This window comes from Sutcliffiella deserti (assembly GCF_020037475.1).
In the GTDB taxonomy this organism is placed as follows: Bacteria; Bacillota; Bacilli; order Bacillales; family Bacillaceae_I; genus Sutcliffiella_A; species Sutcliffiella_A deserti.
The window spans coordinates 126936-153146 of record NZ_JAIQDB010000002.1; the positions used below are offsets into that span (position 1 = coordinate 126936).

Genomic DNA, 26211 nt, shown 5'->3' on the forward strand with positions numbered 1-26211 from the left:
AAGTATTCAGATTTTAAATTAGTAAGAGACTAGAGCACAGTTCCTCTGGCCCAACGAGCAAAGGGTCGAGGGGACAGGTCCCTCGACCCTTCTTTTCTTTAAAGTACTAAGGAAACAAGGAGACGGTCCTCGCACATGATTTTTACCATTTAGCATTCCTGAATTTTAATAAAAAATTTAGGGGTTTTAAAACCAGATGGTGAATATCAACTGCATAACAATTCACACACCCGCTTTTTGGTGTGAAGCTTGAGCCCAAGGTGGAATCTTTCTCATTAAAGGATGGAGCAGGGAAGGACAGGCACTTTAGTGTCAAAGAACACCTTCATCCAATAGGGATCTACTTGGAAGCGCTGGAAAATAAGGATAACGGCTATCAATTCGCAGTGCATGAAAGTTTGGATGTTGATCAAAAGGAATTATATAAAAGGTTAGTGGACAAGGTGCAAACGGGGATTCAGACGATTCATATAGAAGATGGTCAGTTTCCGAATGGGCAGAAATATCAAACCATGGCACATAATGAAGTGATAGGAAGATTGAATTATGACCCGGAAAATGAAAGCACCCCGTTGGTTATCATAGATGGAAAGCCCTATACTTGGGAGTAGTTAGGGGAAATGGTGATGTCTTTTGAAGGATTTCAGATAAAGGTAACGATGGCGGATATGACGGATGATATGGAGTAAGTGAGACCCAAGTCAAAAGCCTAGCCCGAACTAAAAGACTATCACTGATTCGGAAGATAAGATTATAGAAGGGGGATATCCCAAAGACAAGCAGCAAGAATACGGGGGACTTATGTGAATTGGATTTTTTTTAAGGCGTAAGTATTAATGAAAAAGTGAAAATGGAAGCAGAGAACCGTCACGCTGCTTCCAATTTTCACTTTTCAAAATGAATTAAAAAACAGCGTTCCAAAACTGTTGTCAGTTAGAACGCCGTCTTTTTACCCTCTGTTAATCTACATCATAAAAGAAAATCTTTATACTCTATGAAGATGCTTATAATATTTACTTTACTGCATTATATGCATTTACTACACCATGACCGAAGATAGGATCGAAACCGTTTTTGCCTGCATCTTCTGCAGTTTGTTGTAAGTGTGTTTGAACTTGACTTGGAGATGGCTTCTTTCCAGTTTCTTTATATACTTTAGCGATGTAAGCAGCAGCTACACCAGCAACTTGTGGGGAAGCCATTGAAGTTCCACCCTTCCATCCATAGCCTTGAGTACCAAATTGTGCAACTCCAGTTGGAGAGTCTAAATAAGTAGGAATAGCACTTAAAACTAACCATTTGTAGTCACCTGGTACACGAGCTCCATTATAATCCGGACCTAAATCTCCACCAGGAGCTGAAAGATCAATATTCCCGTTTCCATAGTTAGAGTAGAATGCTAGGCGATCCTCTGTGCCAAATCCTCCACCAAGAGCTGAAACAGTAATTACTCCAGGAATTTGAGCAGGAACTTTAAATGCAGCACCTTGAACATCATAAGCAGCAGTAGCAGGATTCGCATCTAAAACAGCATTATACCAATCAGCTAACTTTGCAGGGTTGCTTAAATCCTGCCCGTCGTTACCTGCAGAGGCAACAACTGTTACATTTTTATTCGTAGCATAACGAATCGCACGGTTGTAAGCTACCATATCAGCAGCATCATTACCTAAACGGATTTTTTCCCCTGTAGTAGGATCTGTATAATACCATTGCCCAACTACTCTAGTTCCACCTAAACTCATATTGATAACATCCACGCCGTCATCCGCAGCCGCGATAATTGCGTTTGTAATCCAAATTTGCTGTGCACCACCTGAAGCACCGAATACTCGGTATGCACGAAGACCTACTTCAGGCGCAATACCTTTAATACGGCCATTGGCACCGATTGTTCCAGCAACGTGAGTACCATGGCTGTTAAAATCCCATGCATCTGTTGTTCCAGGAACAAATGTTTTTGAACCAGGAACAATATTACTTTTTAAATCGGGATGATCAAAATCAATGCCAGAGTCGATAATACCTACTACAACATCCTTACTACCACTTGAAAGGGCGTGACTCGCACCTTTATTAGTTACTCGTTCAATATCCCATTGCCATCCAGCTTCCCAAATGCTTTCTTCAGCTGGAACAGGTTGTAAGCCACTTTGTTCAATATCAGAAGTCGTTACCTCAAAGTCGGGTAAATCTAACGACACTTCCATCGAAGGAGCAAGGCTCGCAATATTTTTGTCTTTTACTAAAGATTTAATAAATGCAGTAGGGTTAGAAGTTGTAGCTTCAACTGTTCCAATTTTAGCTACCTCATACGTCACTTCTCCTCCAGCTTTTTCAATAATTGACTGGTAATTAGCAGGCAGGCTGTTTTGAGATTTAAAAACAACGATAAATGCCTGCTTTGAGCTAGATACTTCTTGTGGTGATGCAAATGCATTAAAACTAAGTGATGAAAACACTAGTAAAGCACCTAGAAATAATAAAAAACCTTTCTTCATTACCTTCATCCTTTCAAGTATTATTTTTTGAAACATATACCTTATTCCATAATTTTAAAAGAACTCCTTTGTTTTAAATTTCAAATTTCCAGACAATTATTGACACAATTTGGTTCAATAGAAGTAGATAATTTCAATAAATAATAAAATTTTACATGCAATTTGTAGAAATGCGTCAAAAAAATAGGGAGATTATCATGATTTTATCTTTTTATCTTTTAGGGTCAGGGGGACAGCGTAGGACGTGGTTTTGGAAACACAGGGACCTTATGTTTTCTTTCATTTGGCTAAACGAAGAAAACACTAGGACCGTCCCGGTGTTTTTTTTTATCCATAATGGGAATAAGGCTACTTAACTTCTGAAATATAATTCTTATTGATCACACTATATTAGTATTAAATTCTATTCAAATTCAGCATCATTCATAGTGGGGGGAAATCCGACGTATTATAATTATAATCCATTTGAAGGAGCAACAGCCTTCATGTTTCAGATAGGTTCTTAGAGGAATAAGTTCTATAAGAGCCTAATAAAAAACAAACTTCAAGGAGGGAAATGCATGGTTACCACTTCAAGAATGAAAAGCCTCTCCCTAGTTATTCTGACCTCCATCCTCCTGCTGTTGGGGGCCTGTTCAAATGAAAATAATGATACCTCTCCGGCAGATAATACAAAGGAACCAGAGCACAACAATACAGGTGAAGAAACTCTAAAGGAGAAAGAGGAAAAACTACAGGAAATAACAGCAGAGATTAAGGAGAAGGAAACTCAACTAAAAGAAGTAAACAACGAACTAGAAGCAAAAAGAAAAGAACTGGCAGCGATTGAGAAAGATATCGAAGAGCGTGAAGCTAATGAAAATGGTCAGTCAGATGAAGTAGAAATTAAGGAGAAAGCGGATTCTGTCGTAATAGGCCTTGAGAATGAAGATTTTGGTACAGTAGCAGCCCATGCTCACCCAGAAAAAGGCGTCCGTTTTTCACCGTATGGATATGTCGATACAGAGAAGCATTTGCAATTTACCAAAGGGGAAATCCGTGGCTTCAGCGAGGACAATACAAAATACACCTGGGGAACACAGGATGGCAGTGGTCACCAAATCGAATTAACACCAAAGGAATATTATGAAGAGTATATTTATATACGTGACTTTTCGAGATTTGCTCAAGAAATCAACTACAATAATTTAGAACAGCGTGGCAACATCATCCTGAATGTAGAAGAAGTCTATCCAGATGCGAAATTCATGGAATATTATGTATCAGCCGAAGAAGACTCCCTAAACTGGGCATCGCTGATCCTCGCTTTTGAAAAACATGAGGAGGAATGGTATTTAGTAGGAATCATCGTAGATCGTTGGACAATTTAGGTATGTCCACTAATGTAACGAGTATCGGTTAAAAAGGATTGGAGGGATATCGCATCCAAGTGGAAGTGCAGGTGAAAGACGGCATGGAATCGATTGTTATCGTTGGATGCTTCTGTAAAAGAATGAAAAGAGCGGGTCTCGACTGCACTGCATAGTATGGGATTTCCTTTAATAGAAAAAAGATTGTCATCAACCTGTCTCCCTCAGAACAAAAGAAGATGTGATCAATTTTCTAAGCGGTCAGCCAACACTATCTTTTATCCAACCAGCCAACCAATTTGAAGAACACAGTAAGTAAAAAGGAAGCAGAGAACCGTCACGCTGCTTCCCAATCATCATTTTTCCGAAAAATCTCTCCAATGGCGCAAACAATCAACAAACACCCAAATAAAATTAGAAAAAAACCTGGCGATAGGACTTGAACAAGCGACAGCCCTATCATTGCACACCCAACAAGTAAATAAGAGTGCACCGCATGCAAATGATATTCCTTTTGCTCTATATGCCAGGCTCGAAAATAACCCTGCAGGAAGCCCATCAAAACTTGGATTAGCAGTACCAGATAGGGGAGGGCATCAAACGGGGACCGGATCAGGCCAACGCCTAGAAAAACGACTCCCATCCCTGCATAAACGAGAAAGATATAGGATCGTTGCTTGTTCTTTTTAGTCTGAAAAACCCGGTATCCCCATGCTGCTGCAAAGGAGAACATAGCAAAGAACAAAGCAAAAAGGGTATACGTCATGGAGGCTTCTTTCAGCCAAATGATGTAATACGGCAAGATGGCAACCTGCCCCACCGTTACAAATAGAGGGCTATTTTTCATGATGTACTTCCTTCTTTTAGATAATAGTCATAAAATAGATTTTGGAAGACTTCATTCGGATCTCTCTGGCTTTTCTCCCTATAAAACTCTTCCCATGCAGGATAAGACTCCTTGAACTGCTCCTTTGTCTGGTAACGGTAATAAGGTAGATAGTACGTCCCCCTATGTTTCAAAGTCAGGTCTGTCCAATCCTGAATAATCTTTTTGGCACCTTCGATCTCGTCTTTTTTCAAACCATGCTGAATTAGAATCACAAGTCCTAACATGTCCTCAGTTGCATAGTTCAATGTAGTCACTTCATCTTTTGCAGCATAGCGGACAGTGATGTTGTGCACTTTAAAATCCTCCTTGCTGTCATTGGAGGAGAGCAATTTTTTCAAATCCTGGAGGTACTCTTCATAAGAATTAACAGGGACGAAAAATTCCTGCAGCACCTCAACCCGCCCCGGAGTGGTATATTCCATAAAGGTGGATTCGGAACGCATGACATTGTTCCGTGTAATTGTACTACCGTCAAGGGAATCAATATAATGCCCTTGAGTCTCCCAAAACAGGTCCTCCAGCTTGCCGCCTTTACGGCCAATATCCAGTGCAAACTTACTTATGCGAATTCCTTCTTCCTTTTTTAAAGGTGTATCCTTGTCAATCTCTCCGGTGATATCGTAGTTGATGACATACATTTCTTCAAGGAAAGTTTCTGGAGCAACACTGACCCTTGCGTAGTGCATGGCGGTTTTATCATCGTCCATTAATCGTTTAAAGTAATCTTCATATTCCTTCGTTTTCACTTCTTCCGTCTGGATAGCATAGACCTCATTTTCCGTCAGTTCTAATGTGACATCCAATATGATTCCGAATAATCCATATCCCCCGAAGACATATTTCATCCACTCTTTTGAATCATCCCTCGTCACTGTAATAATTTCACCAGTCGGGGTGAGTAGTGTCATTTCCTTAACCGTTCCTGCCATTGGTCCAAAACGGATATCACGCCCGTGTGCATTTACAGATAAGGAGCCTCCTATTGTAAAAATGGATTGGGACTGGGTAACCTTCAGCGCAAGTCCATAGGGTGTGATGGCTTGCTGGACTTCCTCCCAGGACGCTCCCGCCTCAACCCGGATCGTCTTGTTTTTTTCATCAATTTCCAGAATTTTATCCAAGCTGCGCATATCCAGCACGACACCATCTTTATAGTAGGTATGACCGCCCTGTGAATGCTGCAGTCCGGCAAGAGAGATTTTATATCCCTTCTCATTTGCCTCTTTGATAATATCTTGCAAGTCCGAGCGGTTTGTCGCCTCCATTACTCGTTCCACTCTCTCAGGAAGCAGCCCAGTATAATCCGTTACTAGATTGCTTTGGCTAAGGCCATATTTCCTTTTTTCAATTGGAATGTTCCATAAAATCAAACTTAGAAACACCACGACCAAAACCCAAAGAACCCAGGGCCTCTTCGTCATTTTCGTTATTGTTTGCATTTCAACACCTACATGTAATATTTTTCTAATACTTTATAATTCACCAGAATAGCTGTATTTCCTCTTTTTGCTGCCTACGTATACCCATTACCTTTTTGATTTTTAAAATGAAAATATCAAAGCTAATTCCAAGAATAATACCTAAGAATTAGACAATTTCAGAGGAGTGGTAAGCACCATTCTACGAATCTTCTACCATAACAAAGGTATAAGAGCTTGCAATAGTCTAGCACATGCTTCTTGAACATTATATTCTTGTGAATTATCCGTTTTGTATGAAGGCCAGGTCTGTACTTTTTATTAAGTTCATAAAATTCTTTCCTAGAATAAATTCCTTATGTTCTTCAGGAATGTCTAAAGAATCAACCCAGCTCTTTTTATCCGAGTAATCGTACTCATTAAACTTTTTCATTCCATATGGTCCATCGCACCCATATAATACTTTTCGATATCCAAGTTCCTGAACTACATTTCTCACGATTGATGGTGTAAGGTAATCACTTGAAGTGTCTACATAAACATTGGGTTTTTCCATTGCGTACTGCCACAGGCTTTTCCAAAAAGGAAGTCCTGCATGAGCATAAATAACTTTGAGATTTGGATAGTTGTCTGGTAAGTATTTGTAGGAATCTGCTTCTGAAGATAGATGAATAATCATGGGGATGTCTCTTTTTTGGCATAAGGCTCCAATGGAATCGAGTTCTTTAATACTATATTTATGCATAAATGGATGGGCTTTTACGCCAACAAATCCAGGGAGGTTAAGGTATGTTTCCAACGTCTCCACAGATTCTGGAACAGTTGGGTTAATGGCCGCCCAGCCTAGAAAACGATCAGGATAGCGTTTTATCGCATTTGCTACAATGTCATTATTTGGCTCGGTAAAAATTCTAAAGCTTCCATTAACTTTAAAGTAACCATCTTTAACTAATCCGTCATAAATCTTAAATCCTATTTTGGGGAAATTCATGATTAAAAATCGGAATAAGCGATGTAGATTATCCTGGTAGGTACTTTCTTTTTCATACATGGTTTCATTTAAAGGCGGTATTAATACGGTTTTCTCAACATTGTTTTTATCCATCTCTTCTATCATTTTTTCTAGAGTTAACATCGTTTCATCAACATGGAAATGGCAATCAATAATCATTTGTAATCTCAGTCTTCCTTTCTTGTTAAAAGTTTAGCTAATTGTGGAAGCAGGTGACAGTTCTCTGCTTCCATGAGACCCCCGGAGCCCCGGAATCAGCCTCACATACTGGAACAACACATACCTTATACCTCAACACATGAAACAACCTGCGCCAAAACTCCACAATAAAAGAATCTGTCAATCATTCCACCTACTTGCAATGATGTATAGTACTCATTATCTAATATAATTCCAAAATACTCCATATATTTTTGTTGGTGAAAGAGGGAGGAGGGTCGCGCAAATGGGCTTAAAAAAACCGCCGCCACATCTGACTTAGGCCATTCTTGCTTTGCTTAGTTATCACAACGAACAAAGAAGAATGGGAGATTCACTTTTTAGTGCTAAATCCTGCTGGTTCATTAGAGTTTGCAGTGTGTAATATTCATATTCGTAATCTGGCAGTCTTTGATATAAGTAGAGAAATGGAAGAGGAATAGAGAATACAATTTAATCTTTAAGATATTTACCATATTAAAGGAAATAGGAATAATATAGCGAACTATTATTTAATATAGGAAATTTAAACTAGGGAAATTACAGAATTCTTATTAAGAATATAGTTGGTTAAAGCAAAATCGTAATATAGAAGGGAATGAAATTTAATGGATATAGTTAATCAACAGTGTGTAAAACTTAGGCAACTGTTTCATCAAATAGAGGGGTGTTCAGTAGAAGAAACTAATAGAAAGGACAATGGTCTTCTAATTAAATCCAACCGACCTGTTCCATGGAAAGATAGTCTTAAACCACAACGTGGGGAAAGTAAATACAAAATTGGATACATATTTCCTAAGAAAAAAGGACTTGGTTTATATATTGACTTTCCAAAGGGTTATTTTGAGCAGGAAAATATAAAACCAGTAATTAATCCGGAACAAAAACTTAAATATTTTAATCAAGGAGAGACAGCGAAAGGCTCTTGGTGGAGATTTAGGAGTGATGAATTCGATAGCATCCATATGGTACTGCATAATGAAATTCTTTCTACGTATGACTTTGAAAGGCCAGAATTACAAACGCTATTTGAACAAATTGTTGCAGCCTCTTACAGTACAGGAAATTAATACTGAGGGAAGGTGCTCACACCTGTTTAGCGCGTTGAAAGCATACTAGATTCATCATCTAGTGCTTCCCTTAAAGATCAGAACAAATAGATTAGCGTTGCTGCATGCAGAGCAGCAACGCTAATCTATTTGTGATCCATATTTGAAAATAACAATCATCAAAGTGATCTTATTAGAAATGTTCGAGTTAGGATTCCATACGCTCTAAACTAAAGGTACCACAGAAAGTACTCCTGCTTTTAGTAGGACGTGGCTCCATAATACCTATCAAGCTCCCTTCCAAGTCTGAACGCTCACAATTACCGTATCTTTTTTCTTCTTCTTGATCATTACCTTTCTTAAATAGCCATTCATAGGCTTTTCAATCCAAACATAGACGAAGCAACAAGATATTATCGTCAAAACGGTGATAATTACCATCGACAACGTATATCCAAGAAAATTGATAAGAAGTGTTTCTCGGAACAATAGCATGTAAAAAATGAGGAACGGTCCATGTGCTATATAAATAGAGTAGGAGGCATCACCTAAGAAAATAAGACTCGGTGGGATTTTGCGTTCTGTGCGATCTTTGATTGATATGCCCAAAACTATTATTAGAGCAAAAAAACAATACAAGATAGGAGAGTAGAAAGAAAACCAATTAAAGAAATTATTCAGCCATATTCCTACATATCCAAGGACACCAACAGCAAGAAACATACTAGCGTATTCCTTCATATTATAGCGCAGAGACACATAGGCGATTAACGTGCCAGCTACTATTTCCAATGTGGAAAAACTAAAGAAAAACGTTTCCCATTGAATAAACAGATCTGATTTTAACAAAATGGTGGTAAGCACCCATATACCAATAATAGGTTTAAAGATATTCGGCTTTACTAAAACAAGGGTGAACATTAAATAGAAAAAAATCACGTGACTCATAGACCAAGCGGAAGTAAGAATGGGCTGGGAAGGGAAAAGAATCATTGATTTCCAGATTTGATCCCAGCTGTATGGAACATGTAACATCGGAAATAATATGGCCACTCCTAATAGGATTAAAGTGAAAAGCCAATATAACGGAAAGATTCGAATAACCCTTTTTAAAAGGAAATCTCTAGCCATTCCTTTTACCCCAAAATGACGATGGTAAATGTAATAAATCATAAACCCAGTGACCACAAAAAAGAAGTCTACCCCGCCAAGTCTATCCCAACGCCCCAATCCAAGCCAATCATATTCGAAATTTCGGTAGAATAACACATTTATATGACTGATCACAACAAGCAAAATGGCACAAACTCTAGCTACTTGTAATATGGAAAGTTTTCTACTTATCTCTGGTACAGCCAACTCTAATCCTCCTTCAGTGGTACGTGAATCTAAATTGTTCTGGAATGCTTTTTGACGGCATGGAAGGAATAATTCATTAAATACCAGAAAGATGCAACAATATTCTTCTTTTCAATTTTTCGGTAGGTGTTCCATGTCTTTTTAGCTGATTTGATTTTATTGCTAGATAAAGAGTTTGCACATTTGCGGTAAACAGCCAGCTCTTCGTTCAATCCATGCGCGGTAACCCCTTTGTTCAAGATGGAAAGCCAAAGGCCGTAATCTTCTGAACAGTCTCTGAACAATTGCATTTGAAAGTGGCCCAGTTTCTTCTTATTCAGAACGACTGTCAAGGTTCCGATTGCCGTATTCATCAGCAAGTTGTTATAGGTTAGGGATGGGGTGGTTGGAAAAACCACATCCGTCCTTTCTCCGTCCTCTTTCATAATACGATAGGCGGTATAAGAGAAGGAGCTGTTGTGTTTCCTCATGAAAGCCAATTGCCGTTCCAGCTTGCATGGATGCCACAAGTCATCACTATCCAGAAATGCGATATACTCCCCTCCCGATGCATTAATGGCAACATTTCTGGCATGGGCTGGACCAGCGTTTTCGACCAATTCAATAAGCTTAATTCTGGAATCGCCCTTCATCACTTCACGAATGATATCCTTAGTATCATCTTTGGAACAATCATCCACGATAATCATTTCCCAATTTGTGTGAGTTTGAGCTTGGACAGAACATACGGTATCAAGTATATACTTAGATGCATTGTAGGTTGGGGTGATTATAGAAACTAAATCCTCTGAATTTGTTTTCATTTCAATCCCTCTTCCTCTAAATTTTATGACTCTAAGTCACATCAATTATGCTTTGCTATCGTAATACCACTGTAACTCGCTTCAGGTTCCACTGTGACACCCATTGCCTGCTTTTGTTGAAGCACAACCCGGATTGTCTGCAATAGTATTTTCAAGTCGAGAATAATGGAGCAGTTTCTGACATACATCAGATCGTATCGAAGCTTATCCTCCACAGTCGTACTATAGTATGCATTTACCTGGGCAAGACCGGTAATTCCCGGTTTTACTGTAAATCGTTCCACGTATTCAGGAACCTCTTTTTTAAATTGCTTGATAAAATAAGATCTTTCAGGCCTTGGTCCGATAAGGCTCATTTCTCCTTTTAAGACATTCAGCAATTGTGGCAGCTCATCTAGCCTAAGAGCCCGGATTCTCCTACCTAGAGGTGTGATTCTCGGATCCTTTTCCAAAGCCAATACTGGCCCGGTAATTTTTTCGGCATTTTCGATCATACTCCTGAATTTTAAAATATAAAAAGGTTTTCCATCCTTGCCGATTCTTTCCTGTCGAAAGAAAGCAGGTCCTTTTGATGTAGCAGGAATCAGAAAATACAATCCCAGTAAAATAGGACTTAAAAGCAGCAGCAAACTGATGGAAAATACAATATCCATACTTCGCTTAAAGAATTGGTAGATACCATTCATCTTGGTGGAAGGTATCGAAAACACCATCATATCGTCCACCTGCTGCATTTGAGCGTCCCTCATTACAAACTCAAACATCTCGGGAATAATCATTACTTCCTTCCCATGCCCCACACACAAATTAGTAATACTAGTTTGTATATTTCTTGGCACCTCAGGGCTGATAACCACCACATCAATTTGCCCTAGATACTTTTTTATTGAGGCTTTGTTGTGGATCGTGATAATATCCATTACTTGAAACCAGCCTTGATGATGATGACGAAATTTTTCTGCCACCTTTTGTCCATCGATACTAGATTTTGACACTACTAATACATTTTGCTTCCCATATTTGAGCTTGCTGAAATTCCACAGACTTATTCTTGCAAGTACTATTAAAAAGAATTGAAGAAACGAAGCAGTCAATAATACACCTGCCTCCCCAAACGTCGAAAAAAAGAATGTAAACATCCAAGTTGAAAATGTGAAAACTATCATGGCAAGGAAAATAGTAAATAATAGATTACTCGAGCTTTTCCTCTTCCAATCTGAATACAGGTCGAATAAGTAAAAGGTAATGATACATAATGTCGTTAGCATAAAGATATAATTATAGTTTGCCTCAAAACTGGTTAATTGATGAAAGAACCATGCAGTAAGGAAATATCCAAAATATAATAAGGTTACATCCAACCCAATTAATAGAGTTTTCTCAACACGTTTACTGATATGGGTACTCATTTACTTAACTCCTTTCTTTGCATTCGGTATTATCTAAAAACTGTTCTTCCAAAGTTGTTTTATGTTCTTAATAATGAACAAGAAGACAAGAATATTTCCTTATAACACTTCCTTCACCGGCTTGTATTTGTAGAGCTTTCTGAAAAGGTGAAACAGGCTGTAGTCAACTTTCTTTCCATCCAACACGGTAATTTCACCGATCGATGAAATAGTATGGACACCATCCGGATACATGCTATCTTCTCTAGGCTCCACAGGAGAAACTACAACTTCCTCGAACTTATCAATCGTCAGGGTGATGACCTTATTAAGCACAATTCTCCCACCATAGGTTTTTGAACAATCTTGTGCTGGGCGGATTATTTGATTTTCATGTATAAATGGGGTTCCTGCTGGTCTGCTTGAACGAATATCCACTTTTACAGGATTCGAATGATGTGGATTCCAATCTCCAAATAATTCTTTTGCATAATAGATGTGCAGCTCATTGTTATCACTTTGTGGGCTTGAATCTGCTTTTGTACAAAATAACCACCAGTAAGCTCCATGATGAATGATAGTGGAATCTACAGCAGCAAAATTCTCAAGGAGCGTTTTATGTTTCATCCATTTTCCATTTCTCTTCTTATATACCGCAACTTCCCTTGCTTCGGATGTTTCGGGAATACAGTACACTTCCCCCGCATACTCCAATAAATACGGATAAGACATATGGCTTTCGAGTCTCAGCACAGAACGACTCCAGTATTGAGCATCTTTTCCGGTTTCTCTTTTCATACTGACCCCGGAAATATAGCCCTTGACCACTTTATGGTCAACTTCTTCCATTAGAATATGAATACCGTCTTCATCTTTCAATCCGAATGGATCAGCAAAATAGCATTTATTCTTTGGGACTAACCATTCAATAATGGGATGCTGTTCGTCTAGAAAGGTTTGGATTGGCTTATGCACAATACCAACATTCCAAAACTCATAACAGAATAGCTTCTTATACAAATTCCGGGCTTTATGTTTCCAAGTAGTTGCAATAAATTTGGCTGTTTCAGTTGTGGAAGTAAGAGTATCATAGTCTGATTTCGTTGTTGAAAATACTTGGATGCTCTCATCCTGATGAATTGGGTAATCAAGAATTTCTTTGCATACAAGAGCGGGCCAATTTACTATAGATTGACACAGCATTTCTTTGTTTTTTCGAAAAGAATGGCAAACAGTGGCGAAATATCCTTTCCTGCAAGCAATTCCTTCCTGAGGATTACCAGTTAATCGATAAAGGCCAACCTCTGTGACAGGTTCATTATTTCTTATTTCCAACCAGCCCCCAGGTACTTGCGGGAGCCATCCGCTTTGACCATACCGGAATGTCCAAACACCATATCTGGTCACATTAAGGAGTTCATCCTCAATCCCTGTTTCTCCTAAGTGAAGAATAAAATCGAGGTCCATCCCCTTTATGAAGTCCACATCTTCTTTACTGTAGGGGTTTTTGAGGTCTGCTAAGTTTGAGCAATGAATCTTGTGAATCTTATCAAAATTATCTGGTAGTGGAACGCTCTTAAGCAAGCTGCTTCTCAATCCGACAAACGACTGATACATCCTGTACAGCGGGGACTGCTTTTTCACAACAGGATTTTTCGGAACTTCCACTATCATGGCAAGCTTCACTTCCGGTATGTTCATTAATAGTTTGATACAATCCACTTTCCATTGTTCCAGAAGATTTCCTTCCATGGTTATAGCAAAGCGGATCATTTTACTTTTACCTATCACTGTTCAGCACATCCTTAACCATAGAGCGTTCTTTTGTTTGGCTGCCAATTTTCTCTCCAGTGACTTTTAGATATACTGCCAATGTGCATTCTATCATTCTTTTTAAGGAGAAGTTCGACTCCACTTTTGTTCGTGCTTCTTTGACTAGCTGCAGTCTTTTCAACTCATTGGCAAGCAAATACTCTATTTTGTTACAAAACTCTTCTTTGGAATGTTCAGAGATCAAGTAACCACTTTCGCCATTATCAATCGCTTCATTTATTCCGCCTTTATCAATGGATATGATAGGTGTACCTACTGACATCGCTTCAAGAACCACCATGGGGAAAACCTCTCTGTGCGATGTAACTAAAAGAATGTCCATATCCCTCAGAAACTCTTCAGGGGTATTAACTCCTCCCAGCATCTGTACCTTTTCCTGCAAGCCCATTTTATCTCTCTGTAGCTGCAACGCATGAAAATCCGGCCCATCCCCTGCAATGTGAAAAGTTATATTGGGATGATTGCGGCAAGCATCGGCCACCTCTAAAAAGAAGTCATGATTCTTTTCCTTTGAAATCCGTGCGAGTATTCCGACTTTTTTCTGAGGGAGGTTCTTTTTATGCTGATATTCAAACCTCTTGAGATCAACACCATTGTAGACTGTACATATTTTTCTGCTTTCAATTCCATGATTAATTAACTGATATTTTTCAAAATCACTTACGGTGATGATTTTACTTGTGTACTTATTAAGAAACTTTCTAAATAAATAAGGAAAGTATTTTTCCAGCAAAGTCACATTATGCTTTGTATAAACAATGCTGAACTTACTCTTGATGAAACAACTTAAAACAACAGCATAGAATACCATTCTCAAACTGTTTGCATGATAGATTTTTATATTCTTTGTCGTCATCAATTTCCATAATATCCGCAGATTCAGGATGTGGTTTTTTTTATGCAGAAAGGTAAATCTTTGTTTCTCCTGAATGTTTCTGTAAAGTTCTCCAGGAGCAGCAGCATAGTAGAAGCTGAAGTCCGGATGGGATAGCTCATTCTCCAATTTGCAAAAATAATTTTCCGCACCACCCATGATCAGCTTATCTGTTACTAGTAGTACATTCATTCTTCACACCTCCTATAACTAACTGATGAGTTTCTTCAAGATGGGATACGTTTCTAATTGTTTTTTATTGTACTTTTCTTGTTGAATGGAATGGAGATAGGTAGATAAAATAGCAAGATACACAAAAAACATATCATTGATAATGACAGATAAAAACATCATCTGGATGACAAAACCGATATAGGTTAAGAAAAGATATTGTTTTTCCCGGTGAACATTGAATTTCCATAACTGGATGAAAATTAGGAAAATAAATATCAGGAAAAAGGAAATACCTACAAGCCCAGATTCAGACAAAATATCCAGAAATGTATTATGGACCGTCAGCGTATCATTATGACGAAAAAGATTGTAGTCGGAAAAATTAAAGGCTCCTATTCCAAAAATCATATTGTCGGAAAAGAAACTCCATGCCCTTCCCCATAATTCAAACCTGCCGCTTCCGCCATCAGTTGAAAAATCTTCAAACCTTGAATTAATCATTCCCAACATGTCAAATTTCAGTTGAACGATGACGATGTATGCCAGAAGACTTAGCGAAAGAACGGAACCAACTAGAATCTTCATCTGTTTATACGGTTTGTTCAATACTAGGTAAACGGCAAACATAATTACCAAGGCCACAAAGCCCCCCCTTGATAAAGTAAGAAGGTTGGCTGCGATACATAAAATTAACCCTAATCTATTCTTCCAATTATGTTGATGACATAGATAGTAAGCAAAAAAGATAGTATTATAGAATACAAAAAAGTTAGGGTCCTCCAATAGCCCGATTAGCCTGGGGTAGTTCCGATCTACCATTACCCCGTAATCTATTATCCTCCCACTATCCATTTCAACGCTGGCACTTCTAACGCCTAATATGTAGAAGATGAGACTTGCTGCGTTGAAGATAATTCCTGCATTGGATATTCCCTTTTCGATTACTTTGGAATTGGAATAGCTCAGTATGGACTTCATGATGAAATAACATGTTAAATAAAGTGTGATGCCGAATATTATTCTTAGACTTGATTCAGGGTGTAAAGCAAAAGCTCCTGAATAGCAATAGAAGAAATAAAAGAGTAGCATTGCTACCTCAAAAGATTGCAGGCGCTGAAAATAGAAAGAAGATAGATGAATAAAAATGAATAATAATAGAAAAATCATATACGGCTTTAAGGAAAAGCCTAATGGAATACTATATCTTCCCAAAGTAACAAGAACTATCATAAAAAAAATTGTGAACTGGTACCGTTGAGGTTTTATATAAAGACTACTATCCATTTTCTATCCCCCTTTCATTTTCATGTTGCTTCTTCCATTTCTTTTGAAGTGCTATTTTCACAAAAGGCTTCAATTTCTCTTTCAAGTCTTTATCCAGAAAGAGAAAGGAAAATAAACTAGCAAGATGCAGCATCCCGCCAAGGAGTGGATATGGTTGCAAGAAATACTCGAAAAGGACAAGTGATACAAAAAATATGGTCAAGTAGGGCACTAATACTTTTCTAGCCACAAACTCTTTTTCTGCTGTAAATAACCAAAACCCAATAAGTGTAATAAGTTCAATGGTGATTCCTGCAAAGGCAGCTCCAATTAAGCCAAATTGATTGCTATAAAATATATAAAGAAAAATCCCTATAATCACTGCGACCAATTGGACAGAAGTGCGATAAAGTTGACGGGCACTAGTTGTCAATCCATCTGCCAGAGATATATTTACTGCTTGTAGAGTTAACAGAATGGAAAGGATTTTCAAAGGCAAGGTCGCTTCCAGCCAATTCTCCCCAAACAATAGGCCAATAATGGTCTCTGACAAATAGTAAAAAGGAATAGTCATTACCATGCCTATCAAAGCCATGATTTTGGTCTGAGATATCAATAGGGAAAGGTGTTCTTTCATTCGTTGGTGATTAAAATGCCGGAATAGTACCGGATTATAGGCCCCAGCTACAATGAAAGGAATCTGTTGCAGAGCTTGCGGAATCCGGTATGCAACAGCAAATAAACCAACTTCCTGCAAAGTAAGCGTTCTTTCCAGAACGAGAGGACCTAAGTGGGGCATTATGACAAATAATAGTCCTCCAAGGGTGAATGAACCAAGATTCTGTAGCAGTCCTCTATGGAACTTGCTTCTCAGAGTTATTTTCATATTTTTCATAAGCATCACTATCCCGAGCACCCCGGCTGCCAAGTAAGAACAACCATATAGGAAGGAGATGGTTACAGGACTCAGGGATAGGAGCATACCGATAATTATGGAACCGACTAGACATAGAGCTGAAATAATACGGATCAGTCCGCAATATTGCATCTTTTCCTTTAATTGAAAATAAGTGATGCCAATCGTTTGCATGGCAACACCAGTAACCATGGGAAGTACAAGAAAGTAAGCGGTCCGTATTAATTCTTCATTATTGCCATGAAGAACTTCTATCAACAGAAAACCTAGAGCAAAAGTAACTATTAATAATCCTGCGCGCATTTTGATATAGGAGGAAATGACAGCAGAAACGTCAGCCTCTTTTACTGAACCTTCCCTCAGCACGATCCCAGATAATCCTGCATCCGTGAAATATGCCATAATCATCGCCAACGCTAATACAACACTGAATAATCCATAATGATAGGATTGCAGGTAGTAAGCGAGTATAATTAGTGCCCCTGCATTCAAAACACTAGTAAGGGCTGTGCTGTAGAACAAGTGAAAGATATTGGTGGAGATGGAGTTGCCTTTACTTTGTTTCATCTAAGTATGCTCCTTATGGTCACAGCTTCCCTGCAGCTAAGCTGTTTGATAGATCACACCTACAATTTTTTTGTTCGATCTTTCAAGAAAGTGTTTTGTTTGAAGTGCATCAGCCTTTTTAGTACTGTGCTCTTTTATCACAAGGACGACTCCATCACATCTTCTCGATAATACTTGGGCGTCGGATGATTCTAAGAAAGAGGGAGCATCAAGTATGATTACATCGAAGGATTGGTTCCAATCCGTCATCAGCTCTTCCGCTCTATTTAGGAGACCGATATTGGAAACGTTCTCTCTTGATAACCCTGACGGCAGTAGGGAAAGACCGGGTGTTGAAGTCATTACAGCGTATAAATTAATACTCCCTTTTTCCTTAATGACATCCACCAAACCACTGGAATTGTTTATATTGAAATACTTATGAAGGGAGGGCCTCCTTAAATTTGCATCTACCAAAAGTACCTTCTTTCCCAATTCAGCAAAAGAGATTGCCAGTTTAGCAGAAATTATTGCCTTCTGATCTTCCAGATTGGGAGAAGTTATTGTCAGGAATATACTGTCCTTCCGCAATTCTTCTTCAATATTAGTGCGGATAATTCTAATCTGATCTGTACTTACCATGTTCTCCTTCAGTGATAATTTTTTGGCCCATCTGTTATTAAACACGTAATTCCCCCCTACTTTTCGATTTCCCTACTTTTCTGGTTTGGCCTCTTTCACCCACTACTAAAGGGATTCGCATTTTCTGCTTTAAATTGATTGTTCCCAGAACTGGAATACCTATTATCTCTTCCACTTCTTTAGAATGTTTGATGCCATCATCAAGATCTTCCCGAAGCATTGCCATACCTACGCCTAAGAAGGCACTGACTACAAACCCAATTCCCAGGTTTAAAGTAAGACTGCCTATCACTTCAGGCTCTATCTCCGTTGCGTTCAACACTTGAATATCAGCTACATTGAAGGATTCCTTCATGAACGTCACTGCTGTTGAAGAGATGCTGCTGGCAATTTCTTTTGCGATTTCGGGATCGTGATCTCTCACAATCACATTGATGATCTGGGAGTTCTTATTATTTTGTAAGGAAACCTCTTTCTCAAGGTCTGTTGTAATGTTCATTTCCTTTTTTACTTCATTCAATACAATGGGACTTTTCAATAAGTCCATTGTCGAGGCAAGAAGCATATTGATTTCTCCCTGTGCCGCTACCTCTCTCTCCAGCTTTCCGACAAGTATGGTCGAAGTGGATTCATAGGTCGGTTTTATAATGAATATGGAAGTTAGAGATGTGAGTATAAAAAGGCAAAGGATTGTTACTAAAATCGTTTTGAATCTCCGTTTTAATACTTGAATAAAGTTTTTCAGATTCATTCTATCGTCCACAATATTCCTCCTAAAACATTTGATCGGACTCACTGGAATCCACATAAATCAACCATATTCCTATCTATGTCTATGATGCATATCCATAAACAAATATTCACTATAAAGAACGTTACGCTAAAAAAAATTATAATTCATTTGTATTTTACAATTTACTCCTCCCTTTTTCTCTGTTATTGTTCTTTATAAAGAATTATTTATTTGAGTATACTACACTTCCTTCTGAAATAACACAAATTCTAACATTTTTTTGAAAAACAAAAAAAGACTAGAGAAAAAGATTAGAAAGAGCAGAAGACAATAGGGACAGTTCGGCCAGTTACCTGGTTCACTATTAGTTATTTTTAAGAAAAGAAAACTAATAATTAAAATTATTAAAAAAGTTACACTATAAAAATTGAAGGGACATAGGAACAGGTTTAGACCACTGAAAAGTACTTGGTTCATTGTTGTTGAAGACAACTTGGAAAGGGAGGCTTTTAATGAACATTTTAGTAACAGGCGGGTTGGGGTATATTGGTTCACATACATGTGTGGCTTTATTGGAAGCAGGTTATAACGTAATAGTGGCCGATAATTTGTGTAATAGTAAAGAAGAAACTAAAAATAGAATCAACCAAATAACAGGCAAAGAATTAACATTCTATCAGCTTGAAGTGACGAGTGATTATGCTGTTGAAGAAATTTTTAATCAGCACGAAATTGATGGAATTATTCATTTTGCCGGATTGAAGGCAGTAGGAGAATCTGTAGAAAAACCACTAGTTTATTATTACAATAATATTGTCAGCACGATGGTACTTGCTAGAGCTTGTCAGAAATATGGGGTTAAACGATTTGTCTTCAGTTCTTCAGCAACCGTATATGGAGATAATAAAGCCCCCTTTATTGAAGATATGAAGCTTTTACCAACAACAAATCCTTACGGTGAAACAAAGGCTATGTGTGAAAGGATTCTTACTGATATTGCCAAAGCATATCCAGTATTTTCAGTTGCTTTGCTTCGATATTTTAATCCTGTTGGTGCCCATGAAAGTGGCTTAATAGGTGAAGCACCTAATGGTATTCCTAATAACCTTATGCCTTATGTTACCCAGGTTGCTAAAGGGAAACTTGAAAAGCTACGAGTTTTTGGGAACGACTATCCAACTATAGATGGAACCGGTGTAAGAGACTATATTCATGTATTAGACCTAGCAGAAGGGCATGTCGCAGCGTTAAATAATCTCAAGGAAGGTGCTCATGTTTATAACTTGGGAACTGGTCAGGGTACTAGCGTACTTAAGTTAGTGAAAGCTTTTGAAGAAGCTAATGGTATAAAAATTCCTTATGAAATAGCAGCTCGTAGGCCAGGGGATATTGCTTCATGTTATGCCGATGCTTCGAAAGCGGAAAGGGAGCTTGGCTGGACAGCTACACGTAATATAGTTGCAATGTGTCGAGATGCTTGGAATTTCGAGAAAACTTATCGAAAACATGGGGAGAACACGAAGAAGGTTCTCATGCTTTTTTAGTAACTCAATTGATAGATTAAGATTGTCCTTTTTACCCATCACAAATAGTGGTGGGTATTTTTTTGAGAGATCCTCTAAATGCAAAATTTTTGAATACCAGTTGCTCTCCCTGGGTGCATAATGTAATTGATTATTTAGTAGATAATAAATATGCTATTCTTGTTAGAGATGTTTATTTGTTACAAGATGATAAAAATTTGTAACGTATGACAGTTGAAAGATAGAAACACTGGAACATGGTAACAGAAGAAAATTAAAACTCGGTAGGTGATCACATTGTCAAAAATAGTAGTAGTGGGAAGCTATGTCGTGGACTTAGCGGCAAGAACCCCTCACATGCCTAAACCAGGAGAAACTGTGCTCGGTGGCCCATTTAGGATGGGTCCTGGCGGTAAAGGGGGAAACCAGGCAGTGGCCGCCGTCCGCTTGGGCGCCGAAGTTACAATGGTCACCAAGGTGGGAAAAGACTTATTCGGTGACGAAGCCCTCCATCATTTCAAAATAGAAGGCATCCATTCAGGCTTCATCAACCAAGTAGAAGACGAATCTACCGGTGCAGCCCTCATTGCAGTGGATGACTCAGGGGAAAACATGATTATCGTCTCTCTTGGAGCGTGCGGTACCATCACAGAAGAAGAAGTGGAAAAAGCCGAAGCAGCCTTTCGTGAAGCGGATATCATTCTGCTCCAGCTGGAAACCTCCATGGCGGCCATTCGTACCACTATCAATCTTGCACATAAGCTTTCAAAACCAATTATTCTAAACCCGGCACCTTACCAGAAGATATCAGATGAACTTTTGGCAAAAGTAAACTACATTACACCTAACGAAACAGAAGCAGGACTCTTAACAGGCAAAGAAGTGACTGACGAAGACTCAGCCAGAAAAGCTGCACAAATACTATTAGCAAAAGGCATAAACACCGTGATCATCACTCTTGGTAAACAAGGCTGCTACCTTATGCAACAAGGGGAAAATGCCGGTAAAATCATACCAGGCTACCAAGTCCAAGCTGTCGATACTACTGGAGCAGGAGACGCCTTCAATGGCGGATTTGCCCACTTCATCGCAGAAGGCAAACCAATAGAAAAAGCCTGCAGCCTTGCTAATGCAGTGGCAGCACTTTCTGTCACTAAAAATGGTACAGCGCTAGCAATGCCTTATTTGGAGGAAGTGAAGGAGTTGTGGGGAACTTAGGGAAGTGCTGACTGAGGCATGGAGCATGGGGACGGTTCCTCCGCTTCTTTAGTTAAATATTTTGTAAATTATAGTCGATAGACTGTGGGGTAACAACTCATTTCGACTATTTGGGTAGGTACTCCCTTTTAGAGTTATAATGGATCACATACAAAAAACAAGCCATGAAGTTAAATTACTTCAACGGCTTGTTTTTCTAGATTCATAGCTACTTCTCCCCAAGAGTAGCTTTTACATTGTTCAGGTGGACTTTAAAGAGTGCAATATCTTCATTTGAAAGATCCATATCACCGTAACGTAATTTTGTATAAGTGCTATAGAATTCAGGTACATAAATCTTCTCTCTCTTTAGCCATTCTTCTAATGTTTCAAAAGGAGCACGCCCCCGACTAATCTTCCTTGAATCCAGTTCAAAAGCATACATTAACCTCCTCACCTCTTGAAGGCGTTGGAAATTATGCGCTTTTGAGATACTATCTGCACTCTTTTTTACTTTAATTTTTGGGAGTTTAGTTCCTTCATCAAATAACGTTGAGTTCTTATCATTCCGCTGAAAGAAAAATAGGATTGAATATGTAAAGAGAGCGAATAGGACAATGAAAAATAGAATAAGGGCCCATGAGATCGGGAGGGCTGACAAAGTTTCCTCCTTACCTAATGTTGATAGGTGTGGGGGGGCGTCGATAGCAGGGGGACTTTCCAGTTTATCTATTAAGTTACTAGAATTTTTGAGTAGGTTAAGGACAAATAGTAAGGGTTTAATAAATAAAAAGCCGATATAAGCAAATGCAGTTACCACGATATAGTATAAGCTTAAGATCAGCCATTTTCCTACAGTGAAAAGAAAGATAGCTAAAAGAACGAATGGAAAGAACAAAGTAGCTGAAATAAATAATAATTTTCTTTTTATAATTTTGTCACCTATTAATAACCATGTATCCCCAACCTTTAAGCAGATTATTACGAAAAGCTGCGCTACAAATAAGACCAGTACTTTTTCCAAATGAGCAGAGCTATTAACATGCATAATTAAAATGACGGTAAACATATAAATCATCGAAAACATAAGAAAAATATAACTTGAAATGAAATTTTCTTTAATGATTATTTCGTAGCAGCGCCAACTAATGCATACACCTAAAAAAACGGAAAGAATGGTCGTGAATCCAAACAGGTAGGCAATGGCGGATAGTAAAATAGAGACAATGACAAATACTAAATAGATTCTACCTTTAATCACATAACTTAGTGCAAAGTACATTAAAAAGGAGAAAAGAGCAAGGCTTAAAATCAGGCTAACAGGAGGAAAGTCATTGCTATAAAAGAATGCCAGGAAAAAAAATAAAAAATTCAACTCTAAAATAATATTTACACTACTGCGCCATATTTTCTGCTGCATAAGTTCCATTCCTTTTTATTGTTTCTAATTGTATTGCATCATTTAAGCTATGGAGAAAATAACCAGATAAACTAGGGTGTATGACCAACCCTTCAATCCAAGGTTTTTCAAGACAAAGCACTAGATGTGTAAAGTTTGTGGACTGTTGATGAATCATTTTCATGAATACAGAGTGATTAAGCGTAACGCTATTGGAAGTAATTTTGGCTAAAAACAATAGTGCAAGTTGGATTTGTTTTTTCCCATTGCCGGGCGGTAAGACTAAATATAAGGGCTTACCTTGTTTCTTCACATTAGTCATAATAGAAAAAGATATATTGTGTTTAAAAGTGTGAGAGATTATATAATAAATACCTTCTAAGCAGCTTTCTAAGTTATTGGAATGAACATCTATGACAAATAACAACGATAATTGCGAAGTTTTTTCATGAATTTTTGTCTGAAGTTTATTTAATTTTGCTGTTGATTTCCAATGCACTCGATTAAACGAATCTCCATTAACATAGTCTCTTGAACTTAGAACCCTTGTATTGTCTTCATACAGAGAGAATAGATGAGGGGAATGTCCGCTTTTTTTAGGAAGTAACTTTTCCATTTCTAATACCACTGCTTTATTAGGATAAACAATGACTTCATAATCAAAGGACTCTTTAGAAAAACTAACCTTTCCTAATCCCCAAAAGTGGAATATATCAATATCGATTAGTGGAATAACAGCTGTACCCCGGCTGATAGCCGTGTACGGGATCTCAATCCTTATTTCTTTCTTCCATAATAGAGAGAACGGGATATCAATTTGATTCATATGGATTCGCCTATTATCTCCGTTTAAAAACTCAATATTTTTTGAGATTCCTATTCTTGCTCGCCCTAAGAAAATCGGAAGAAAACTACGTTGCTCAATGATTAAGGTGAGGGTACTTTCTTCTCCTGCAAAAATTTTCGCCTTTTTATCTTTAAAAGAAATATAGAGATGGTTTCCTACTTTATCTAAATAAAAATAATTCATCATATAAAACGTTAAATAGAGACAGGTAATAAAAGTCAGCAAATTGCTATTTACGAATAAACTTCCTGCAAAAATAAAAAAAGCTACACCTAATAATAAAGAAGTCTCTCTTTTAATATTTATTTGCCTGTTCCAACCCTTCATTGTTTCACCTGCTTTTGGAAGCGAGGGAGCGGTTCCTTCGCTTCTTTGGTTATAATATTCTGCAAATTATAATTAATAGACTTTGTGGTAACTACTCATTTCGACTATTTGGGGAGGTACTCCTTTTTTGTATCTTAAAAACCTTGAAGATATAGTTGGCTCTTGGGTTGGTTTACCCATGTGTATACTCCTTCCATTACTAGCATACCTTTATTTTACAAAAATCTCGAGGGAGAAAAACCAAAGACCAAGGCGACAGCCCTCTGGTCCACTTCTGTAACCAATCCGTTATCCTCCTATGTTATGCTAAAAAGAACAGAGCGCAGGAAATACTTAAAGAAGGGACGTACATATTGTGAAGCAAGGGTTTCTTTTACTGATGACATTAATGCTTTTGGCAGCTTGTTCTCCAACAGTGAATCAGGAGGAAGTATCTCCGCCACAGGAGGAGAAGGAGGAGGAGGTTCGCGAAAAATCCGCTCTTAAAGAGGAGTACACTTTTGATAGATTTATGGAAGAAAGGAGGCTGGATATAAAGGGGGAGGATATTCCCAATTATGGTGAAGAAGAGTATATTGGTGAGCGGTTTGCGTTAAAGGGGAAGGCTATGCTGACCCGTTACTATAATTATGGTTACAAGGATCTAGAAGCGACTCATTTTGTAATGAAGGTTGTTAATGAGGAAGTGACCTGGTATTTGTATGTACCTAGAGAGAATTTTTCGGAACTTTTCCAAGAGTTGAAGAAAGGTATTGTTGATATTTACGCTGAAGCCTCTATACCTGCTGAGTATTTTGAAACAGGTCAAAACCACATGGCAATGGCGGAAGAAATCTTTTTTACAGAAAGCAGGGCGGATGAGCAACAGCTGGATAATGAGCTGAAAGGCTATATGAAAGAACATTCGGTTGAGCTGACAGCAAAGGATGTTGTGTTCGATAAAGAGGGTATGTCAGACCAGCCGTTTGCCTTAAGTGGAGTTGCGCAGCTTGTGACGTATGCCCGTATGAATTCAGAATACAGAGATTTAGAGCCCACTCATTTTGTCTTAGAATTAAGAGACGTAAGTGTCGAGTATGAGCAGCTTTGGAGTGTCGCTTTAGACAGAGAGAAATATCGTGAGCTATATGAACAAGCTCTAAAAGGAGTGGTAGATGTAACCGTTACTGCTACGATGCCCGTGGAACGGTTTGCTTCGGCAACAGATCTTGCAGCAATTGGCAAAGATGCTGAATATGAACCGCTGCCAGAAAAGTTCGAATTGCCCTCAGAGCGCGCAAAGGCTTATATGAGTGAAAGAGGCATATCCTTAACAAGCCTAGACGTGTTGTACGATAAGTACGCACATTCTGGTGAACCTTTTCTTGTAGAAGGTACCGGAGAGTTAGGTTATATCCCGATTGGATATGAAGAGTTGGAAGATGACTATTTCGGAATCCGGATCGTGGAAGACCCATTTGGGGATCAGCCAGTATACTACTCGAGGACTCTTGAGGGCTGGACTCTCATCCTTCACCGCCAAAAATATCCTGCTATCTTCGAGCGACTAAGCACAGAGGAATCACTGGAAATCATGGTCACAGCCCGGGTCATTGCACAGGAATATGTACCGGGTCAGGGCAGTGTAGCTTTTGTTGAAGATATTGTGGTAAAAGAGGATTGAGGGGAAGCGAGGGGACGGTTCTTCCGCTTCTGTAGTAATAATATTCTGAATGTTGATGTCGATAGTCGGTAGAGTAACGTCCTACCAACTATCACTTATGAAGCCCATGATGTCTTCCATGTCGGGGAGTAGCCAAGAAATGAGTTCGTCGATTGAAGAAATTGCATCTAGTTCCGAGATATCTGCAGCCGGCGTAGAACAAACTTATGCAACGGCGGTGGAAGCGAATAGGGCGATAGAAGGGGTAACTCAACGTTATGATGAACTATCCCAACTAGCATAGACAGTTTAGATTGGTTTCCTAGGAA

Annotated in this window: 22 protein-coding genes and 1 pseudogene; 7 read left to right on the forward strand and 16 right to left on the reverse strand. The window is 38.5% G+C overall.

Annotation, left to right across the window (positions count from 1 at the left end; all coding sequences use genetic code 11):
• Window positions 1-260: 260 nt before the first annotated feature.
• A pseudogene (locus tag K9B36_RS06050) lies at window positions 261-689 on the forward strand (DUF7713 domain-containing protein).
• Between the two features lie 324 nt (window positions 690-1013).
• Here K9B36_RS06050 and K9B36_RS06055 read toward each other — a convergent pair.
• On the reverse strand, window positions 1014-2501 hold the full coding sequence (locus K9B36_RS06055; RefSeq protein ID WP_223701129.1) for a S8 family serine peptidase: 1488 nt from the start codon (window positions 2499-2501) through the stop codon (window positions 1014-1016).
• Window positions 2502-3061: 560 nt separating this feature from the next.
• On the opposite strand from K9B36_RS06055, the gene K9B36_RS06060 reads away from it, so the two are divergent.
• Window positions 3062-3871: a hypothetical protein gene (locus tag K9B36_RS06060; RefSeq protein ID WP_223701130.1), complete on the forward strand. Its 810-nt coding sequence runs from the start codon at window positions 3062-3064 to the stop codon at window positions 3869-3871.
• A gap of 28 nt (window positions 3872-3899) precedes the next feature.
• Here the strand turns inward: K9B36_RS06060 and K9B36_RS06065 are convergent, their stop codons facing one another.
• From K9B36_RS06065 to K9B36_RS06080, 4 genes are all read right to left on the reverse strand, one after another.
• Window positions 3900-4061: a hypothetical protein gene (locus K9B36_RS06065; RefSeq protein WP_223701131.1), complete on the reverse strand. Its 162-nt coding sequence runs from the start codon at window positions 4059-4061 to the stop codon at window positions 3900-3902.
• Window positions 4062-4187: 126 nt separating this feature from the next.
• Window positions 4188-4697 carry a hypothetical protein gene (locus tag K9B36_RS06070; protein WP_223701132.1) on the reverse strand — a complete coding sequence of 170 codons (510 nt, stop codon included), beginning with the start codon at window positions 4695-4697 and terminating at the stop codon, window positions 4188-4190.
• The gene (locus tag K9B36_RS06075) at window positions 4694-6109 is read right to left on the reverse strand and encodes an FAD-binding oxidoreductase (protein ID WP_223701133.1); all 1416 of its coding nucleotides are present in this window, start codon (window positions 6107-6109) and stop codon (window positions 4694-4696) included. Before K9B36_RS06075 ends, K9B36_RS06070 begins: the two co-directional genes overlap by 4 nt.
• Window positions 6110-6440: 331 nt before the next feature.
• The gene (locus tag K9B36_RS06080) at window positions 6441-7328 is read right to left on the reverse strand and encodes an amidohydrolase family protein (protein WP_223701134.1); all 888 of its coding nucleotides are present in this window, start codon (window positions 7326-7328) and stop codon (window positions 6441-6443) included.
• 647 nt (window positions 7329-7975) lie between these two features.
• Between K9B36_RS06080 and K9B36_RS06085 the strand changes: the two genes are divergently transcribed.
• Window positions 7976-8437: a hypothetical protein gene (locus K9B36_RS06085; protein WP_223701135.1), complete on the forward strand. Its 462-nt coding sequence runs from the start codon at window positions 7976-7978 to the stop codon at window positions 8435-8437.
• A 267-nt stretch (window positions 8438-8704) separates the two neighbouring features.
• Here K9B36_RS06085 and K9B36_RS06090 read toward each other — a convergent pair whose 3' ends face one another.
• The 9 genes from K9B36_RS06090 to K9B36_RS06130 form a co-directional block, all read right to left on the reverse strand.
• Window positions 8705-9775, reverse strand: coding sequence for an acyltransferase family protein (locus K9B36_RS06090; protein WP_223701136.1), 1071 nt, complete (start codon window positions 9773-9775; stop codon window positions 8705-8707).
• A 29-nt stretch (window positions 9776-9804) separates the two neighbouring features.
• A complete protein-coding gene (locus tag K9B36_RS06095; protein ID WP_223701137.1) occupies window positions 9805-10578 on the reverse strand; it encodes a glycosyltransferase family 2 protein in 774 nt (257 codons plus the stop codon).
• A 41-nt stretch (window positions 10579-10619) separates the two neighbouring features.
• Entirely contained in the window at window positions 10620-11987 is a 1368-nt protein-coding gene (locus tag K9B36_RS06100) for a sugar transferase (protein WP_223701138.1), read from the reverse strand.
• A 99-nt stretch (window positions 11988-12086) separates the two neighbouring features.
• On the reverse strand, window positions 12087-13757 hold the full coding sequence (locus tag K9B36_RS06105) for a glucosamine inositolphosphorylceramide transferase family protein (RefSeq protein ID WP_223701139.1): 1671 nt from the start codon (window positions 13755-13757) through the stop codon (window positions 12087-12089).
• Window positions 13747-14865: a glycosyltransferase family 4 protein gene (locus tag K9B36_RS06110; RefSeq protein WP_223701140.1), complete on the reverse strand. Its 1119-nt coding sequence runs from the start codon at window positions 14863-14865 to the stop codon at window positions 13747-13749. Before K9B36_RS06110 ends, K9B36_RS06105 begins: the two co-directional genes overlap by 11 nt.
• Window positions 14866-14883: 18 nt before the next feature.
• Complete coding sequence (locus K9B36_RS06115) at window positions 14884-16131, reverse strand: O-antigen ligase family protein (RefSeq protein WP_223701141.1); 1248 nt, start codon at window positions 16129-16131, stop codon at window positions 14884-14886.
• On the reverse strand, window positions 16124-17593 hold the full coding sequence (locus K9B36_RS06120) for an oligosaccharide flippase family protein (RefSeq protein WP_223701142.1): 1470 nt from the start codon (window positions 17591-17593) through the stop codon (window positions 16124-16126). The genes K9B36_RS06115 and K9B36_RS06120 overlap by 8 nt, the downstream gene beginning before the upstream one ends.
• 36 nt (window positions 17594-17629) lie before the next feature.
• Window positions 17630-18259 (reverse strand): CpsD/CapB family tyrosine-protein kinase, encoded by a 630-nt coding sequence (locus K9B36_RS06125; protein ID WP_223701143.1) that lies wholly within the window; start codon window positions 18257-18259, stop codon window positions 17630-17632.
• The gene (locus K9B36_RS06130) at window positions 18252-18977 is read right to left on the reverse strand and encodes a YveK family protein (protein WP_223701144.1); all 726 of its coding nucleotides are present in this window, start codon (window positions 18975-18977) and stop codon (window positions 18252-18254) included. The genes K9B36_RS06125 and K9B36_RS06130 overlap by 8 nt, the downstream gene beginning before the upstream one ends.
• 482 nt (window positions 18978-19459) lie before the next feature.
• On the opposite strand from K9B36_RS06130, the gene galE reads away from it, so the two are divergent.
• The gene (gene galE / locus K9B36_RS06135) at window positions 19460-20491 is read left to right on the forward strand and encodes a UDP-glucose 4-epimerase GalE (protein WP_223701145.1); all 1032 of its coding nucleotides are present in this window, start codon (window positions 19460-19462) and stop codon (window positions 20489-20491) included.
• Window positions 20492-20758: 267 nt separating this feature from the next.
• Complete coding sequence (gene rbsK, locus K9B36_RS06140) at window positions 20759-21688, forward strand: ribokinase (RefSeq protein WP_399201439.1); 930 nt, start codon at window positions 20759-20761, stop codon at window positions 21686-21688.
• 208 nt (window positions 21689-21896) lie between these two features.
• Here the strand turns inward: rbsK and K9B36_RS06145 are convergent, their stop codons facing one another.
• Complete coding sequence (locus tag K9B36_RS06145) at window positions 21897-23087, reverse strand: hypothetical protein (protein ID WP_223701147.1); 1191 nt, start codon at window positions 23085-23087, stop codon at window positions 21897-21899.
• Window positions 23062-24240, reverse strand: coding sequence for a DUF58 domain-containing protein (locus K9B36_RS06150; protein ID WP_223701148.1), 1179 nt, complete (start codon window positions 24238-24240; stop codon window positions 23062-23064). The genes K9B36_RS06145 and K9B36_RS06150 overlap by 26 nt, the downstream gene beginning before the upstream one ends.
• 355 nt (window positions 24241-24595) lie before the next feature.
• On the opposite strand from K9B36_RS06150, the gene K9B36_RS06155 reads away from it, so the two are divergent.
• Window positions 24596-25903: a hypothetical protein gene (locus tag K9B36_RS06155; RefSeq protein WP_223701149.1), complete on the forward strand. Its 1308-nt coding sequence runs from the start codon at window positions 24596-24598 to the stop codon at window positions 25901-25903.
• Window positions 25904-26042: 139 nt separating this feature from the next.
• A complete protein-coding gene (locus K9B36_RS06160; protein WP_223701150.1) occupies window positions 26043-26186 on the forward strand; it encodes a hypothetical protein in 144 nt (47 codons plus the stop codon).
• The last annotated feature ends 25 nt before the right edge of the window (window positions 26187-26211 follow it).

Excerpts from the sequence above, each read along its gene's own strand:
- K9B36_RS06055 (WP_223701129.1), bottom strand. The coding sequence starts at position 2,501 with ATGAAGAAAGGTTTTTTATTATTTCTAGGTGCTTTACTAGTGTTTTCA.
- K9B36_RS06060 (WP_223701130.1), top strand. The coding sequence starts at position 3,062 with ATGGTTACCACTTCAAGAATGAAAAGCCTCTCCCTAGTTATTCTGACC.
- K9B36_RS06065 (WP_223701131.1), bottom strand. The coding sequence starts at position 4,061 with ATGACAATCTTTTTTCTATTAAAGGAAATCCCATACTATGCAGTGCAG.
- K9B36_RS06070 (WP_223701132.1), bottom strand. The coding sequence starts at position 4,697 with ATGAAAAATAGCCCTCTATTTGTAACGGTGGGGCAGGTTGCCATCTTG.
- K9B36_RS06080 (WP_223701134.1), bottom strand. The coding sequence starts at position 7,328 with ATGATTATTGATTGCCATTTCCATGTTGATGAAACGATGTTAACTCTA.
- K9B36_RS06085 (WP_223701135.1), top strand. The coding sequence starts at position 7,976 with ATGGATATAGTTAATCAACAGTGTGTAAAACTTAGGCAACTGTTTCAT.
- K9B36_RS06095 (WP_223701137.1), bottom strand. The coding sequence starts at position 10,578 with ATGAAAACAAATTCAGAGGATTTAGTTTCTATAATCACCCCAACCTAC.
- K9B36_RS06100 (WP_223701138.1), bottom strand. The coding sequence starts at position 11,987 with ATGAGTACCCATATCAGTAAACGTGTTGAGAAAACTCTATTAATTGGG.
- K9B36_RS06110 (WP_223701140.1), bottom strand. The coding sequence starts at position 14,865 with ATGAATGTACTACTAGTAACAGATAAGCTGATCATGGGTGGTGCGGAA.
- K9B36_RS06115 (WP_223701141.1), bottom strand. The coding sequence starts at position 16,131 with ATGGATAGTAGTCTTTATATAAAACCTCAACGGTACCAGTTCACAATT.
- K9B36_RS06120 (WP_223701142.1), bottom strand. The coding sequence starts at position 17,593 with ATGAAACAAAGTAAAGGCAACTCCATCTCCACCAATATCTTTCACTTG.
- galE (WP_223701145.1), top strand. The coding sequence starts at position 19,460 with ATGAACATTTTAGTAACAGGCGGGTTGGGGTATATTGGTTCACATACA.
- K9B36_RS06145 (WP_223701147.1), bottom strand. The coding sequence starts at position 23,087 with ATGCAGCAGAAAATATGGCGCAGTAGTGTAAATATTATTTTAGAGTTG.
- K9B36_RS06150 (WP_223701148.1), bottom strand. The coding sequence starts at position 24,240 with ATGAAGGGTTGGAACAGGCAAATAAATATTAAAAGAGAGACTTCTTTA.
- K9B36_RS06160 (WP_223701150.1), top strand. The coding sequence starts at position 26,043 with ATGAGTTCGTCGATTGAAGAAATTGCATCTAGTTCCGAGATATCTGCA.